Origin of the sequence: Streptomyces sp. NPDC058469 (assembly GCF_042721125.1) — a bacterium.
In the GTDB taxonomy this organism is placed as follows: domain Bacteria; phylum Actinomycetota; class Actinomycetes; order Streptomycetales; family Streptomycetaceae; genus Streptomyces.
In genome coordinates, this window is the sequence record NZ_JBHXME010000041.1 from 1 (window position 1) to 14945 (window position 14945).

At 68.6% G+C, this 14945-nt stretch carries 14 protein-coding genes and 1 pseudogene; 10 read left to right on the forward strand and 5 right to left on the reverse strand.

What is annotated here, in order from left to right:
- The 4 genes and pseudogenes from ACFWP5_RS19480 to ACFWP5_RS19495 all read left to right on the forward strand — a co-directional run.
- Positions 1 to 782, forward strand: a pseudogene (locus ACFWP5_RS19480) (serine/threonine protein kinase); the annotation flags it as partial.
- Between the two features lie 16 nt (positions 783 to 798).
- Positions 799 to 1392, forward strand: coding sequence for a hypothetical protein (locus ACFWP5_RS19485; protein WP_384157588.1), 594 nt, complete (start codon positions 799 to 801; stop codon positions 1390 to 1392).
- Between the two features lie 89 nt (positions 1393 to 1481).
- Positions 1482 to 2681: a cyclic dehypoxanthinyl futalosine synthase gene (gene mqnC / locus ACFWP5_RS19490; RefSeq protein ID WP_384157591.1), complete on the forward strand. Its 1200-nt coding sequence runs from the start codon at positions 1482 to 1484 to the stop codon at positions 2679 to 2681.
- Positions 2682 to 2688: 7 nt separating this feature from the next.
- A complete protein-coding gene (locus tag ACFWP5_RS19495) occupies positions 2689 to 3138 on the forward strand; it encodes a hypothetical protein (RefSeq protein WP_384157593.1) in 450 nt (149 codons plus the stop codon).
- A gap of 96 nt (positions 3139 to 3234) precedes the next feature.
- Here the strand turns inward: ACFWP5_RS19495 and ACFWP5_RS19500 are convergent, their stop codons facing one another.
- Positions 3235 to 4284: a chitinase gene (locus ACFWP5_RS19500; RefSeq protein ID WP_384157596.1), complete on the reverse strand. Its 1050-nt coding sequence runs from the start codon at positions 4282 to 4284 to the stop codon at positions 3235 to 3237.
- A gap of 402 nt (positions 4285 to 4686) precedes the next feature.
- Here ACFWP5_RS19500 and ACFWP5_RS19505 point away from each other — a divergent pair, with 402 nt between their 5' ends.
- The 4 genes from ACFWP5_RS19505 to ACFWP5_RS19520 all read left to right on the forward strand — a co-directional run bounded on the left by ACFWP5_RS19505 (position 4687) and on the right by ACFWP5_RS19520 (position 9607).
- Entirely contained in the window at positions 4687 to 4995 is a 309-nt protein-coding gene (locus tag ACFWP5_RS19505) for a hypothetical protein (RefSeq protein WP_384157599.1), read from the forward strand.
- A gap of 19 nt (positions 4996 to 5014) precedes the next feature.
- A complete protein-coding gene (locus ACFWP5_RS19510) occupies positions 5015 to 7426 on the forward strand; it encodes a bifunctional polysaccharide deacetylase/glycosyltransferase family 2 protein (protein WP_384157602.1) in 2412 nt (803 codons plus the stop codon).
- Positions 7426 to 8829: an acyltransferase gene (locus ACFWP5_RS19515; RefSeq protein WP_384157605.1), complete on the forward strand. Its 1404-nt coding sequence runs from the start codon at positions 7426 to 7428 to the stop codon at positions 8827 to 8829. Before ACFWP5_RS19510 ends, ACFWP5_RS19515 begins: the two co-directional genes overlap by 1 nt.
- Before the next feature lie 82 nt (positions 8830 to 8911).
- Complete coding sequence (locus ACFWP5_RS19520) at positions 8912 to 9607, forward strand: demethylmenaquinone methyltransferase (RefSeq protein ID WP_363099606.1); 696 nt, start codon at positions 8912 to 8914, stop codon at positions 9605 to 9607.
- 180 nt (positions 9608 to 9787) lie between these two features.
- Here ACFWP5_RS19520 and ACFWP5_RS19525 read toward each other — a convergent pair whose 3' ends face one another.
- Both ACFWP5_RS19525 and ACFWP5_RS19530 read right to left on the reverse strand, forming a co-directional pair.
- Positions 9788 to 10102: a PASTA domain-containing protein gene (locus tag ACFWP5_RS19525; RefSeq protein WP_318018114.1), complete on the reverse strand. Its 315-nt coding sequence runs from the start codon at positions 10100 to 10102 to the stop codon at positions 9788 to 9790.
- A gap of 120 nt (positions 10103 to 10222) precedes the next feature.
- A complete protein-coding gene (locus tag ACFWP5_RS19530) occupies positions 10223 to 10729 on the reverse strand; it encodes a GNAT family N-acetyltransferase (protein ID WP_384157610.1) in 507 nt (168 codons plus the stop codon).
- Positions 10730 to 10826: 97 nt separating this feature from the next.
- On the opposite strand from ACFWP5_RS19530, the gene ACFWP5_RS19535 reads away from it, so the two are divergent.
- Positions 10827 to 12113, forward strand: a complete 1287-nt coding sequence (locus tag ACFWP5_RS19535) for a geranylgeranyl reductase family protein (protein ID WP_384157613.1) — start codon at positions 10827 to 10829, stop codon at positions 12111 to 12113.
- 24 nt (positions 12114 to 12137) lie between these two features.
- Here the strand turns inward: ACFWP5_RS19535 and def are convergent, their stop codons facing one another.
- Both def and ACFWP5_RS19545 read right to left on the reverse strand, forming a co-directional pair.
- Positions 12138 to 12764 carry a peptide deformylase gene (gene def / locus ACFWP5_RS19540; RefSeq protein ID WP_384157616.1) on the reverse strand — a complete coding sequence of 209 codons (627 nt, stop codon included), beginning with the start codon at positions 12762 to 12764 and terminating at the stop codon, positions 12138 to 12140.
- 249 nt (positions 12765 to 13013) lie between these two features.
- On the reverse strand, positions 13014 to 13829 hold the full coding sequence (locus tag ACFWP5_RS19545) for a C40 family peptidase (protein ID WP_366435955.1): 816 nt from the start codon (positions 13827 to 13829) through the stop codon (positions 13014 to 13016).
- Between the two features lie 745 nt (positions 13830 to 14574).
- On the opposite strand from ACFWP5_RS19545, the gene ACFWP5_RS19550 reads away from it, so the two are divergent.
- A complete protein-coding gene (locus ACFWP5_RS19550; RefSeq protein ID WP_007383963.1) occupies positions 14575 to 14934 on the forward strand; it encodes an NADH-quinone oxidoreductase subunit A in 360 nt (119 codons plus the stop codon).
- Positions 14935 to 14945: the final 11 nt, after the last annotated feature.

Below are 14945 nucleotides of genomic sequence, written 5' to 3' on the forward strand. Positions count from 1 at the left end.
GAGCCGGGGTCGGTACCGCCGAGGCCGGGGCGTTCGGGCCGGCGCCGGTGATGCCCAAGTCACCTGCCGGGCCACCCGGGTTCGTGCCCGAACCCCGTGACGCGCCCCCGTACGACACCGTCCCCCCGGCCTCCGGTCATCGCCCCGGAAAGCTCTCCGTCTCCGTCGCGGCCACGGCGGCTCCGGGCCCCAACGGGCGTGGCCGCAGGGTCGGTTGCGCGGTGGCGCTCTCCATCGCCGGGGCGCTGGCGGTGGTGACGCTGGTGCCGGTGTGGCTGTACTGGTTGCAGCCGGACGGCAAGGGCACGGATTCCTCGGCGGGCACGATCCCCACCTCTTCCTCTCCTTCCGCTTCCGCTTCTACTTCTACTTCTACTTCTACTTCTACGGCGAGCAGCGTGCCGAGCGCGGGTGACGGGTCCTCGCTCCAGTCCGTCCCCGACGCCTACCTCGGCACCTGGCAGGGCGAGGGCACCGCGCTGGGCGGCACGCTCCCCGACGGGACCTTCCGGATCACGATCGCCAAGGTGGGCGTGGGGCAGCGGTTGGGCATCCTCCGCCAGACCGACCAGCTCGGCGGCGTCTGCGACGACGTACTGACCCTGAAGCAGGTCACGAAGACCAGGCTCGTCGCCTCGGCCGCGGGCGCGACGTCGAACCGCGACGTCTGCAACCAGGCCGCCCACACGGTCACCCTCACCCCCGTCGGCGACGACCTCAAATACGTGTCGGACAGTTCCGCCGAGGGCTCCCCGACCGCCCGGTTGTCCAAGGTCAAGTAGGCGTCGGGGCCGTCGAATGGACTACGACCAACTACTGATTGCCCTCGCGGGGGTGTGGGGCGCCCTCGCGGGGGCGGTGGTGGCGCGGGTCGGCCGGCGCGGTGTGGGTACCGCTCTCCTTGTCGTGCTGGTGTGCGTCGCCCTCGCCGCCGCCACCGGTACGCGGCCCGAGCTGGCCGTGTGGCTGCTGCTCGCGCCCGTCGCCGTCCTGTCCGCCGGCGTCGACCTGGCGCTCCCCCTCGCCGGTGCCGCGCTCGCACTCCTCGGTGTCGTCACCTTCGTGCCCGAGCACGCCGGGCACTGGACGACCGCGTTGCGCGGCGGCCTCGCGCTAGGCGCCGGGTACTTCGCGTTGACCCGCCTCGACTCCGGCGGTGGTGGTCTGGGCCTCGGTGAGGTGAGGCTCGCGGTCGGGGCGGGGGTCGTGCTCGGGTGGTACGGGTGGCCGACGGTGATGCTGGGCGCGTTCGCGGGGTTCCTGTTCAGGGCGGTCTACGGGGGTTTCGCGGCCTGGAGGCGGCGGGGCGGCCGGGGGATCGTCGTCCCCTTTGGGCCGTTTCTGCTCGCCGGTGCCTTCCTCGGGCTGCTGGTCGGCGCGTACACGGCCTGAGGTCGGGGCGGGAAATCGGCTGGCGTAGGCTGACAAGGTCTGTCAGCAACCGCTGCCCGTCCGCAACCCTTGACGAAAGGGACCTCCCGGTGACCGAGAAGGCCGAGCTTCAGTCCGTCCTCGACCGTGCCGCCGAGGGCGGGCGTATCACCCCCGAAGAGGCCCTCGACCTCTACCGCGACGCCCCGCTGCACGCGCTCGGCGCCGCCGCCGACGCCGTACGCAAGCGTCGGTACGCGGGTACGGAGCACATCGCGACGTACATCATCGAGCGGAACATCAACTACACGAACGTGTGCGTCACGGCGTGCAAGTTCTGCGCGTTCTACGCAGCGCCCAAGGACACCGCCAAGGGCTGGACGCGGGACCTCGACGACATCCTGCGGCGCTGCGCCGAGACCGTCGAACTCGGCGGTACGCAGATCATGTTCCAGGGCGGGCACCACCCGGACTTCGGCGTCGAGTACTACGAGAAGCACTTCGCCGCGATCAAGGGCGCGTACCCCCAGCTGGTCATCCACTCCCTCGGCGCGTCCGAGGTCGAGCACATGGCCCGGATCAGCGGGGTGTCGGCCGAAGAGGCCATCACCCGGATCCACGCGGCCGGGCTCGACTCCTTCGCGGGCGCCGGCGCCGAGCTGCTCCCGGCCCGCCCCCGCAAGGCCATCGCGCCGCTCAAGGAGTCCGGCGAGCGCTGGCTGGAGATCATGGAGGCGGCGCACAACCTGGGCGTCGAGTCCACGTCGACGATGCTCATGGGCACCGGCGAGACCAACGCCGAGCGCATCGAGCACCTGCGGATGATCCGTGACGTACAGGACCGGACCGGGGGTTTCCGGGCCTTCATCCCGTACACCTACCAGCCCGAGAACAACCACCTGAAGGGCCGCACGCAGGCCACGCTCTTCGAGTACCTGCGCATGATCGCCATCGCCCGCCTCTTCATGGACAACGTCGCCCACATCCAGGGCAGTTGGCTCACGACCGGCAAGGAGGTCGGCCAACTCTCCCTGCACTACGGCGCGGACGACCTCGGCTCGATCATGCTGGAGGAGAACGTCGTCTCCTCGGCCGGCGCCAAGCACCGCTCCAACCGCATGGAGATCATCGACCTGATCCGCAAGGCGGGCCGCGTTCCCGCCCAGCGGACCACGACGTACGAGCACATCGTCGTCCACGAAGACCCGGCGAACGACCCGGTCGACGAGCGGGTCATGTCGCACATCTCGTCGACGGCGATCGAAGGCGGCACGGCTCACCCGGAGTTGAAGCTCCTGTCGGCCAACTGACCTGCCTGTGCTGACGATTCACACGGCGGACGAGGTCCGCCACACCTGGGACGACCCCGCGCCGATCAAGCGCGGGGCCGTCGCCGTCGAGGGCGGGCGGATTGCCGGTGTGGGGACACTGACAGAGGTCCAGGAGCGGTTTCCCGGTGCGCGGGTGCGGAGTTGGCCGGGTGTCCTCGGTCCGGCCCGCGTCCACGAGGGCCCGCTCCCGGAGGCACCGAGCCCGCGTGAGCGCATCCACGCCGTACTGAAGACGGGTGCGACCGCTGTCCTGGCGGAGCACGCCGACTCGCCCGAACTCCGGGCGGCGGCTGCCCGGAACGACGTGGTCGTACTCCCGTGTGAGCAACTGCCGTTGATCAGAGAGAGCGCCCGCGCCGACCTCGCCGTATTCGACGGGACGGGCACCTGCGTCGCAACGGTATGCGCAGGCCGGCTAGTTCACAGACGCCGCTGAGGTCAGCTCTTTCAGGGGTGCGGGGCTGTGACATTCGCGGCTCCGCCGCGCGGGCGCGACCAGCTACAACGGGCCGCCGGCCAACAACGCACCAGGTCACCCCGCGAACGCCTCCGCGAACGCCCCCGAACTCTGCGTCACCCCACTGCAGTCAGTCGCCGCATCATCGTCGGACGACCCGCTCTCACACTGCTGATCCCGGAACGCAGACCACATGGACACCCACGCGATCTTCTTCTCCTCGGCGAACGTCCGTACCTGCGCCGCGTCCGAGAGGGAGAACGTCTCGCCGGAGACGTCGTTCACGCCGATCATCGACGTGAGCGCCATCCCCTGCCAGGCACCCGCGTCCGACAGTCCGAAGACCTTCTTCAGCTGGGTGTGCGTGGCCGTGGCCGAGGTGATCGCGTAGTCGCCCATGTCGGCGGTGTACGTCTCGCCGTAGTTCATCGTCATGATGTTGACCGTGGAGACCTCGACCGCGTTGTCGTTGGCGGACTCCAGCAGCGCCAGGCTGTCGGAGTCGAGGCCGGACGGCATCACGGGCAGGGTGAAGGAGACCTTGAGGCCGCTGCGTTCCTTCTGGAGCAGGGCTATCGCCTTCGAGCGCAGGGCGACCGAGGTCGAGTCGGTCAGCGCGTCGCCCTCGATGTCGAAGTCGGCCTGGGTCGAACCGGCCGCGTCCAGCGCCTCGCCGTAGGCCTTCGCGAGGGCGGTCGCGCTGGTGCAGGTCTCCGCCAGCTCCTTGCCCGAGGCCCCGCCGAAGGACACGCGGACGGTGGCCCCGGACTCCTTGAGTGCCGAGATCCTGGATGTCACGGCCGCGTTGTCGATCGCGGTCGTGCCGTTCCACTCCGGCGTGCAGGTGCTGCCCTTGGCGATGGCGAAGGCGAGGTTGTACGTCGTCGGGGACCCCGAACCGTCCATGTCGGCGGCGGTCGTGACGCTGACGTACGGGGCGTAGGACGTGGTCGAGGTGGAGCCCGACGAAGCCGACGAAGAAGGGGTCGACGACGGTGTCGACGCAGCGCTCTCCGTCGCTTTGGGGGCCGAGTCCGACGAGTCGTCGGAGCTCGAGGAGCATCCGGTGACCGCGAGGGCAAACAAGCAGGTGAGCCCGGCCGCCGGTTTCAGGAAACTCCTCATATGAGCATGCACCCTTTCCGTCTCAGGACGGTGATTTCTGTCTCAGGATGGAAACAGAGTCGGTTTCCGAAGCCTAAATGAAGCACATGGGGCTGTGTCTTACGAAGACAGAGAAAACATAGGAAACCCACGGGCGCCGATGCGCGAAACGGTCAAGTCGGGCGACGAAGCGGAATATCGAGGACACTACCGACACTGGCCGTTCATAAGGCGCTTCCTGGTTTCTCTAAGGGAACGGACAGGCTTCGGCATTTTTCTTGGCGGGCTCACAAGAGAACCAGAGTTTCGGTCACATAAAGGCCGCCTAATGTCTGGGGAATGCAATCCGAGTCCGCCATCGAAAACCGCGCCTCTGCGCGGGGTCGCCGCCGCAAAGGCGGCAACGGGTCCATAGAAGGCCCCGTGTTCGTTGACAACTCCGGCCGCCGGTCAAAGGTGCTGCGCCGGATCGGCCTCCTCATGGGCGCCCTCAGCCTGGGGTACGTGTTCGTACTCGGCATGGCGTTCATGGGCTGGGGCATCTCGATCAACCCCTCCTCGCTGCTGCCGTTCGGCGGCGGCCAGGCCGGTTCGGCTCCCGGCGGTGGCTACGGCCCCGACGGTGGCAGAGGCGGCGTAGCGCCCTCCGGTGTTCCGACGGGCGCCCCGACCGACATCCCCTCGGGCGCCCCCACGGGCGCGGCCCCGTCCTCCTCCGCCACCGCACACTGACCGGAGTGCCTCCGCAGCCATGACTACGACGACTCCCTCACGCGGGCGCCGGCGCGCCCCCACTCGGATGGAGCGCGCGGCCGGCAAGGCCGCCGCACTGCAGAAACCCCGAGTGATCCTCGCCCTGCTGCTTCTCCTCGGCCTCACCTGCGTGATGCTGCTCGACGGCTACCTGCGCGCGGAAGTCGGCGGCGACCAGCGCGTCCGGGACGGGGCGAGCGCCAGCAAGGTCCCCGACAAGGTCCTCAACGGCGGCCCGATCCTGACCTTCCGCAACGGCAAGCCGGTCACCCAGACCATCGCGAAGAAGACCATCGTCCTCACGTTCGACGACGGCCCGAACCCCACCTACACGCCCACCGTCCTGAAGATCCTCAAGAAGTACGACGTCCCGGCCACGTTCTTCCTGGTGGGCTCGATGGTCTCGCGCTACCCGGACATCGTGAAGCAGATGGTTGAGCAGGGCGAAGAGGTGGGCATCCACACCTTCACCCACGTCGACCTCTCCTACCAGAGCGACGCCCGCATCAAGCGGGAGATGGAACAGACACAGCTCGCGCTGGCCGGTGCGGCCGGCATCACGACGACGCTGTTCCGCGCGCCGTACTCCTCGGAGACGGACGCCATCGACAACTACAGCTACCCCGTCTACAAGAAGCTCGGCACCGACGGCTACACGAGCGTCTTCGTCGACACCGACAGCGACGACTGGAAGCAGCCCGGCGTCGCGAAGATCATCAAGTGGGCGACGCCGTCCGGGACTTCGGGCTCCTCGGTGCTCTTCCACGACGCCGGTGGTGTGCGCTCGCAGACCATGAAGGCGCTGCCCACGTACATCGCGAAGATGAAGGCGAAGGGCTACACGTTCACCACCGTGAGCGGTGCCATCGCCAAGAACACCGCCGCCGAGCGGGCGAGCGGGACCGGTGCGGGCGCCGCCGCGGGTGCCGCCGCCGGGACGAGCACCGGCACGGTCGCGGTCGGCGCGCAGCCCTCGGCGGCTCCCTCCGCCGCACCCACGGGCGCGCCCGGCGGCACCGCGCCCGGCGGCGGCCAGACGGTCGGATCGGCCGTCGGCGGCACCGGGACCGGCAACCAGAACGGCACGCGGCGGACCTCCGTCCTCCAGGGCGCCCACCGCGAGGCCACCGGCATGACCCTCTACGAGGGCAAGGCGCTCATCTACGCCGTCAAGGTCGCCGAGTGGGTGGTGCCGGGACTTGCGGCAGGCCTCACCGTCGTCGGCGTCGCCGTCATGGGCCGCTTCGGGATGATGCTGATCCTCGCCCGGCGCCACTACAGACAGCGCAACAAACGCCGGTTCAGCTGGGGACCCACGGTCACCCGCCCGGTGACGGTGATCGTCCCGGCGTACAACGAGAAGGAGTGCATCGCCAACACCCTTGAGTCGCTGGCGAAGAGCACCCACCCGATCGAGGTCATCGTCGTCGACGACGGCTCCTCGGACGGCACCTCCGAGATCGCCCGCGAGGCGGCCCGCTCCTTCGGCATGACGAACGTCCGGGTCATCCGCCAGGAGAACGCGGGCAAGCCGGCCGCCCTCAACAACGGTGTGCGCAGCGCGAGTTACGACATCGTCGTGATGATGGACGGCGACACCGTCTTCGAGCCCGACACCGTACGGCAGTTGGTGCAGCCCTTCGCCGATCCCGAGGTCGGCGCGGTCGCGGGCAACGCCAAGGTCGGCAACCGCAACACGATCATCGGCGCCTGGCAGCACATCGAGTACGTGATGGGCTTCAACCTCGACCGCCGCATGTACGACCTGCTGCGCTGTATGCCCACCATCCCGGGCGCGATCGGCGCGTTCCGCCGTGAGGCGGTGCTCGCCGTGGGCGGCATGAGCGAGGACACCCTCGCCGAGGACACCGACATCACCATCGCCCTGCACCGCGAGGGCTGGCGGGTCGTCTACCAGGAGCACGCCAGGGCCTGGACCGAGGCCCCGGCCTCCCTCAAGCAGCTCTGGTCGCAGCGCTACCGCTGGTCCTACGGCACCATGCAGGCGCTGTGGAAGCACCGCAAGTCCCTTACGGACAAGGGTCCTTCGGGCCGCTTCGGCCGGGTCGGCATGCCTCTGGTGGTCATCTTCCAGATCATCACGCCGGTCTTCGCCCCGCTGATCGACGTCTTCACCGTCTACTCGATGATCTTCGTCGACTTCTGGGCGTCCCTCGGGATGTGGTTCGCGGTGCTCGCCATCCAACTCTTCTGCGCCGCCTACGCGTTCAGGCTGGACCGGGAGAAGTACCGCTACCTGCTGATGATGCCGCTCCAGCAACTGGCCTACCGCCAGATGATGTACCTGGTCCTCATCCACTCCAGCATCACCGCCCTGACCGGCGGCCGGCTGCGCTGGCAGAAACTCAAGCGCACCGGCGAGGTCGGCACACCGGCGGGGGCGAACTGATGAGTTGGGAGCAGCAGCAGGGATACGGCGGCGGCTACGGGCAGCCCCAACAGCCCCAACAGCCGTACGGCTACGAGGGATACGGCCAGCCGCAGCCGTACGGTCAGCCCCAGCAGCCGTACCCGGATCAGCAGCAGCCACATCCCCAACAGCAGCCGTATCCCCAACAACAGCCGTATCCCCAACAGCAGCCGTATCCGCAGCAGTACGCGGCGACGGACTACGGGCAGGGCGCGGGGGCGGGCGTCGTAGAGGAGACGGCGACGCTGCCCTCGGTGGATCCGGAGCCGGGGTCCGAGCCGGAGCCGGTGGCGGCGGAGGCCGTCGCGGAGGTTGTCGAGAAGCCCGGTCCCGTGCCCCAAAAGGCGGGCCGGGACCGGTACTTCGACACCCTGCGGGCCGTCGCGCTGATCCGGGTCGTGACCTACCACACCTTCGGGTGGGCCTGGTGCGGGATGGTGTTCCCCTCCATGGGGATCATGTTCGGGCTGGCCGGGACGCTGATGGCGAAGTCGCTGGAGCGGCCCGCGGTCAAGGTGGTCAAGAGCCGGATGCGGCGGTTGCTGCCGCCGTTCTGGTTCTGGGGCTTCTTCGTGGTCGTGGCGATGATGATCCACGACTGGATGCCGGGCTGGCAGATCGTCTTCTGGGTGGTGCCGGTCGGTGACCCGCCGGGCAACGCCTGGGGTCTGCAGGCCTGGGAGATCCTCTGGTACCTGCGGACGTACCTCTGGTTCGTGCTGCTCTCGCCCGCCCTGCTGTGGATCTTCCGCAAGGCGCCGATCCCGGTGCTGCTGCTGACCCTCGTGCCGATCGTGGTCCTCAAGTTCGTGTGGGCGGGGCCGGACAACCGCTTCGGCAACGCCCTCTGGGACCTGTCGACGTACCTCTTCTGCTGGATCCTCGGCTTCGCGCACCGCGACGGCGTGCTCCAGCGGCTGAAGCCCTTCCTGGTGGTGACCCTGTCGGTCGCCGCGATCGCCTTCGGCGGCTGGTACGCCTTCACGCACCAGGCCGAGGCCGGCGGCACCTACGACCTGGACGAGAGCCCGCTCGCCCAGACCTTCTGGTCGGCCGGCTACGTCATGCTCCTGATGTGGGCCAAGGCGTACTTCAACATCGACTTCGCCTGGCTGACCCGCTTCAAGCGGCTGGACCGGATCGTCACGATCTTCAACGCGCGGGCCGTGACGATCTATCTCTGGCACGAGATCGCGCTGGTGCTCGCCGTGCCGCTGACCGACCAGTTCTGGAAGGTACCCGCCTTCGAGAAGTGGCTGCCGCTGGGGAGCCAGTGGTTCATGTTCGGTATCGGCTGGATCCTGATCGCCGTGTTCATCGTGCTCTGCGGCTGGGTGGAGGACGTGGCGGCGAAGAAGAAACCCAGACTGCTGCCGTCGTGAACCGGATATAGGCGGGATGTAAGTGGGGCCGTACGGGCCGGGCGCCTTCGGTGTGCCCGGTCCGTACTGCCACAATGGGCGCGTGACCCGCGCATCCCTGGACAAGCAGCCGCACGAAGTCGCCTCGATGTTCGACGACGTGGCGGAACGGTACGACCTCACCAACGACGTGCTGTCGCTCGGCCAGGACCGCCGATGGCGCAAGGAGGTCACGAAGGCGGTCGACGCCCGCCCCGCGCAGAAGATCCTGGACCTCGCCGCCGGTACGGCGACCTCGTCGCTCCCCTTCGCCCGCAGCGGCGCCTATGTCGTGCCCTGCGACTTCTCCCTCGGCATGCTCCAGGTCGGCAAGAAGCGCCACCCCTGGCTGCCGCTCACGGCCGGCGACGCGACGAAGCTGCCGTTCAAGGACGACACGTTCGACGCCGTGACCATCTCCTTCGGGCTGCGCAACGTCCAGGACACGGACACCGCGCTGCGCGAGCTGTACCGGGTGACCAAGCCCGGCGGCCGGGTGGTGATCTGCGAGTTCTCGCACCCGACGTGGGCGCCCTTCCGCACGGTCTACACCGAGTACCTGATGCGCGCGCTGCCGCCGGTCGCCCGGACCGTCTCCTCGAACCCGGACGCGTATGTCTACCTCGCCGAGTCCATCCGCGCCTGGCCCGACCAGCCCGCGCTGGCCGAGCGCCTGCGCAAGGCCGGCTGGTCGAAGGTCGCCTATCGCAACCTGAGCGGCGGAATCGTGGCCCTGCACCGGGGCTTCAAGCAGGCCTGAGTACGGCTTCGCGGGCGGGGTTTTGAGCGGGGCTTCGGCGGCGGGGCCTGAGTAGGGCTTCGCGGGCGACGTCTTGAGCAGGGCTTCGGGGGCGGGTGACGTCGGGGTGCCCGAGCGCGCCCGCGCGGCCGCTCTCAGCCCCCTGGCCGACGCCCTCTTAGCCCCCTGCTCGGCCCCCTCTTACCTGATCACCGTCTCGAAGAAGGCGTCGCCCGGCGGCTCGTCCAGCTCGCGCTGCATCCCGCCGCTCGGCGGCCGGGGTATGCGCGGCTCGCGCATACCGCCCCCGCCGTCCCCCTCGCCGAAGTCGAACCAGACGTAGATCACGGAGTCCCGCGGCACCTCGGCGTCGGGCTGCGGGTACTGCCGTACGACGTAGTCGACGACGGCGAGATGGAAGTCGGGCCGGTCCGGCGAGTTGATGAACAGCCCGCGCGACTGGGCCGTCTCGCGCGCGTCCACGGCCATCAGGCCGACGAGCCGTGGCACGCGCACTTCAGGTGTTTTGGGTGTTATGCGCACAGATGTCACCCCCAGCGGTACCGGAAGGGTAACCCCGGTCCGGTCCCGACCGGAAGCATCAAGTGTCGTTCTGTAGCTGACAGTTACTCTGAGTTACAGTTCGAGCCGGTAGCAGTGGCCCTCCTCCTCGCGCGAGGGCGTGGTGAAGACCTCGGCGAGGTGCATGCCCAGCCGTCTGGTCACCGCGATGGACCGGGTGTTGCGGGCCAGCACCATCGCCACCACGCTCGGCACCCCGGCCGCGCGCACCCGCTCCACCGTCAGCTCCGCCGCCGCGGTGGCGTACCCCTGGCCCCAGAACTCCCGTCCCAGCCGCCAGCCGATCTCGATCTCGCCCTTCGGTCCCCAGTCCTGCGGCCACGGCTGGGCGCCGGTGAAGCCGATCACCCGGTCCGTGTCGTCGAGCATGGTCCACAGGCAGAAACCGCGCTCCGCGTCGTGCCGGCGCTGGCGGGCGGTGAGCTCCTCGTAGACGGACAGCTCCGCGGCCTTGCCGCCGTGGAACTCCATGACGTCCGGGTGGTCGAAGGCCCGGTGCCAGGCCACGGCGTCCTCGTCGGTCGGGACACGCAGCCGTACTGCGGGGAGAGCTCGGTTCACGGGGCAGCCCTTCAGCCTGGTGATCAGTGGCGCTGAATAGACTGCCCATGTCCAGTGCCGGTCGGCACGCAGATTGCGAACTTGGGGAGATCCCGCCGTGACCGAGCCCCTCTCCGAAAACACCGCCGATGTGATCGTCGTCGGCGCGGGGCCAGCCGGCTCCGCCACCGCCTACCACCTCGCCAAGTCCGGACTCGACGTACTCCTGCTGGAGAAGACCGAGTTCCCGCGCGAGAAGGTGTGCGGCGACGGCCTCACCCCGCGCGCCACCAAGCAGCTCGTGGCCATGGGCATCGACATCTCCGAGGAGGCCGGCTGGCTGCGCAACAAGGGCCTGCGCATCATCGGCGGAGGGGTGCGCCTCCAGCTGGACTGGCCGGAACTCGCCTCCTTCCCGGACTACGGCCTCGTCCGCAAGCGCGACGACTTCGACGAGCAGCTCGCCCACAACGCCCAGAAGGCCGGCGCCCGCCTCTACGAGCGCTGCAACGTCGGCGCCCCGATCGTCGACGAGCGCACCGGCCACATCACCGGCGTCAACGCCAAGCTCGGCGAGGAGAAACGCGAAGTCACCTTCCACGCGCCCCTGGTGGTCGCCGCCGACGGCAACTCCACCCGCCTCTCCCTCGCGATGGGCCTGCACCGCCGCGAGGACCGCCCCATGGGCGTCGCGGTCCGCACGTACTTCACCTCACCCCGCCACGAGGACGACTACCTGGAGTCCTGGCTGGAACTGTGGGACAAGCGCGGCTCGGGCGAGGACCGTCTCCTGCCCGGCTACGGCTGGATCTTCGGCATGGGCGACGGCACCTCGAACGTCGGCCTCGGTGTCCTCAACACCTCCGACTCCTTCAAGGAGTTGGACTGGCGCGAGGTCCTGAAGGCCTGGTGCGCGTCCATGCCCGAGGACTGGGGCTACACCCCCGAGAACATGACCGGCCCGATCCGCGGCGCCGCCCTCCCGATGGCCTTCAACCGCCAGCCCCACTACACGAAGGGGTTGTTGTTGGTCGGCGACGCCGGCGGCCTGGTGAACCCCTTCAACGGCGAGGGCATCGCCTACGCCATGGAGTCCGGCCAGATCGCCGCCGACGTCATCGTCCAGGCCCACGCCCGCCCGACCCCCACGAGCCGCGAACTGGCCCTGCAGCGCTACCCGCAGGTCCTCAAGGACACCTACGGCGGCTACTACACGCTGGGCCGCGCCTTCGTGAAGCTCATCGGCAACCCGAAGGTCATGAAGATCGCGGCCCAGCGAGGCCTGACGCACCCCCTGCTGATGAAGTTCACCCTGAAGATGCTGGCCAACCTCACCGACCCCACGGGCGGCGACGCGATGGACCGCATCATCAACGGGCTGAGCAAGGTGGCGCCGAAGGCGTAGCGGCGGGCCCGGGCCCGGTGGTGATCAGGCGGTCAGGGCCTTCGTCTTGGCGGTCCGGCGGGCGAACACCTCGTCACGCCGGTCCGCCACCTGTCGCAGCGCCTCCTTGCGGTCCCGCTTGGAGAGCCGGTCCAGATAGACCTGACCGTTGACGTGGTCGGTCTCGTGGGCGAGGCAGCGCGCGAAGTACCCCGTGCCCTCGACGACGAGCGGGTCGCCGTCCTTGTCGAGCCCGCGCACCACGGCCCGGTCCGGACGCGGTACGTCCATCACCGCACCCGGCACCGACAGGCAGCCCTCGCCCTCGTCGAGCAGCCGGCGCCCGGCCGGGTCGAGGGGGTCCAGCACCGGGTTGACGATGTGTCCGACATGTCGGACACCGTCGTCGTCGGGGCAGTCGTACACGAACAGGCGCAGATCGACGCCCACTTGGTTGGCCGCGAGGCCGGCCCCTTCGGCGACGTACATGGTGAGGAACATGTCGTCGATGAGCGCGGCGAGGTCGGGCCCGAACTCGGTCACGTCCCGGCTCGGCCGGTGCAGGACCTCTTCACCGACCTCGGTGACGCGTCGCACGGACCCGCGCCGGGCCTCGGGTGCGGGCCGGGGGTAGGAGTCGACGGGGCTGCCCTGGACGAAGACACGTGGCATGGCTTGCTCTCCTCATGTTTGGCGTTCGGCTGTCTGGTAAGCCGAACCTGAGGACAGAAGCTTTTCAGGGAAGCCGCGAACTTCGGTAGGGAAGTCCCGAACTCCGGCAGGGAAGTCCCGAACTCCGGCCGGGAGGCCGCGAACTCCGGTACCCGGGACGCCCGGAGAGCGTGGAGCGGGCTCGGGGTACGCCGAGGGGACCGCTGCCCCCGAGGCAGCGGCCCCATGCTCACGGCGTCGTGCGCGGGCTCAGAGCACCCGCACCGCACCGGTCGGCATGTCGTACGACAGCGGCCTCTCCACGATGCCGGTGGAGGGGTTCTGCGCGCCGACGAACATGCCGTCGCCCACGTACACCGCCACGTGGTAGGCACTGCCCGCGCTGCCCCAGTACAGGATGTCGCCGGCCTGCAGGTTGCTCAGGGACACCTGAGTACCCGCGGTCGACTGGTCCTGGGAGACACGCGGCAGGCTGATGCCGACCTGCTTGAAGGCGGCTCCGACGAGCCCCGAGCAGTCGTAGGCACTGGGGCCGGTGGCGCCCAGGACATAGGACTTGCCGATCTGGGCCTTCACGAAGGACACGATGGCGGCGGCCGACCCGGTGGCCGTCGACGAGCTCGTGCTCGTGCTCGTGGAGGCGCTTGTGGACGTCGAAGCGGACAGGGTGGTCCGCTCGGAGCTGCGCGAGGCTGCCTGCGCCGCAGCGGCCTTGCGAGCGGCCTCCTGGGCCTTCTTCTTTGCCTCCGCCTTCTTCTTGGCGTCCGCGAGGTCCGCCTTCGCCTGCTTCGCGGCGTTTGCGGCGGCCGTGTCGCGCTCGGCCTGCAGCTGGTAGTTCGCCGCGGCCTGCTGCGTGGCCTCGGCGGACTGGGCGACCTGGGTGGCCAGGTCGGCGGTCAGGGTGGGCAGTTGCAGGGTCTGTGTCGTCTCGGCAGCGTTGGCCGAGGCTGCACCCGCCGCCGCCATGCTGAGAACGCCACCGGCAACTCCGGCACGCACGGCGATGTTCGTCGTCGCGCTGCGGCGGGGTTTCCGGTGGCTGCGTATGTGAGCGGTGTGGGACATGAGACCAACCGGTATCAGGGGCTCCTCCATACCTTCAAGAAACGTGTGCTGCGCCACAATTGTTCAATGCGCACCATGAACCCCGGGTGTGTCGTTCCTTATTGACGCCGTAACGGACATTGCGGACCTGACCGATCAGGGCCGTGATCACGGTCTTTCGTCGGTACGCCCGAATTGCCCGCCGCCTACCACCTGTTGGGACAGGTGGCCAAGCCCCGTTCTCATGCGCCTCTCATGAGTGTGGCGGAGGTCACGGAACGGTTACCGGAATGCGTGCGTCCTGCGTGGGTACCGCGGGCGGGTGACTTCGTGAACGTGTGCACGCGTCCACACCGTGCCGCACGCCTCCCTCTGATGTGTGAACGGGCTTCCACTACCAAGCCGCCGCGTCCAACTCCAATTTGCATGCAAGGGAAGCCTCTTGATATTGAGATGCCGCCCTCGGCCTGCGGTGACGAGCGGAAATGTCACCTCTGGTGATCAGTCGGACGCTTCACGTGTGAAGATCGCCGATCGTCCGACGTGATGATCCATCGCCAGGTGGTGGAGATCACAAAGCTTGTGTAATACCCCGTGTCGCAGATCACAGAGCGCCGGGCATAAGATGCGAGGCAGTTGGGCTTGTGACCTGCTTCACATGTTCGCGATCTTCGTTGGGACGAACGGGGTTTGAGCGGCGCGTGAGGCGGAAGCGGACCCGATGCCATCGCCAGCAGTCAGTGCCGACTGAGAGGAGCGAGGAGCGGTGAACGCGTATGCGCCCATCCTCGTACTGGGAGCCCTCGGGGCAGGCTTTGCGATCTTCTCCGTGGTCATGGCCACGCTGATCGGTCCGAAGCGGTACAACCGGGCCAAGCTCGAAGCGTACGAGTGCGGCATCGAGCCGACCCCCACGCCGGCCGGCGGCGGGCGCTTCCCCATCAAGTACTACCTGACGGCGATGCTCTTCATCGTCTTCGATATCGAGATCGTCTTCCTCTACCCCTGGGCCGTCACCTTCGACGCCCTGGGTGTTTTCGGGCTCGTGGAGATGCTGCTCTTCGTGCTCACCGTCTTCGTCGCGTACGCGTACGTATGGCGGCGCGGCGGCCTGGAATGGGACTGAGGGGCCTTAGA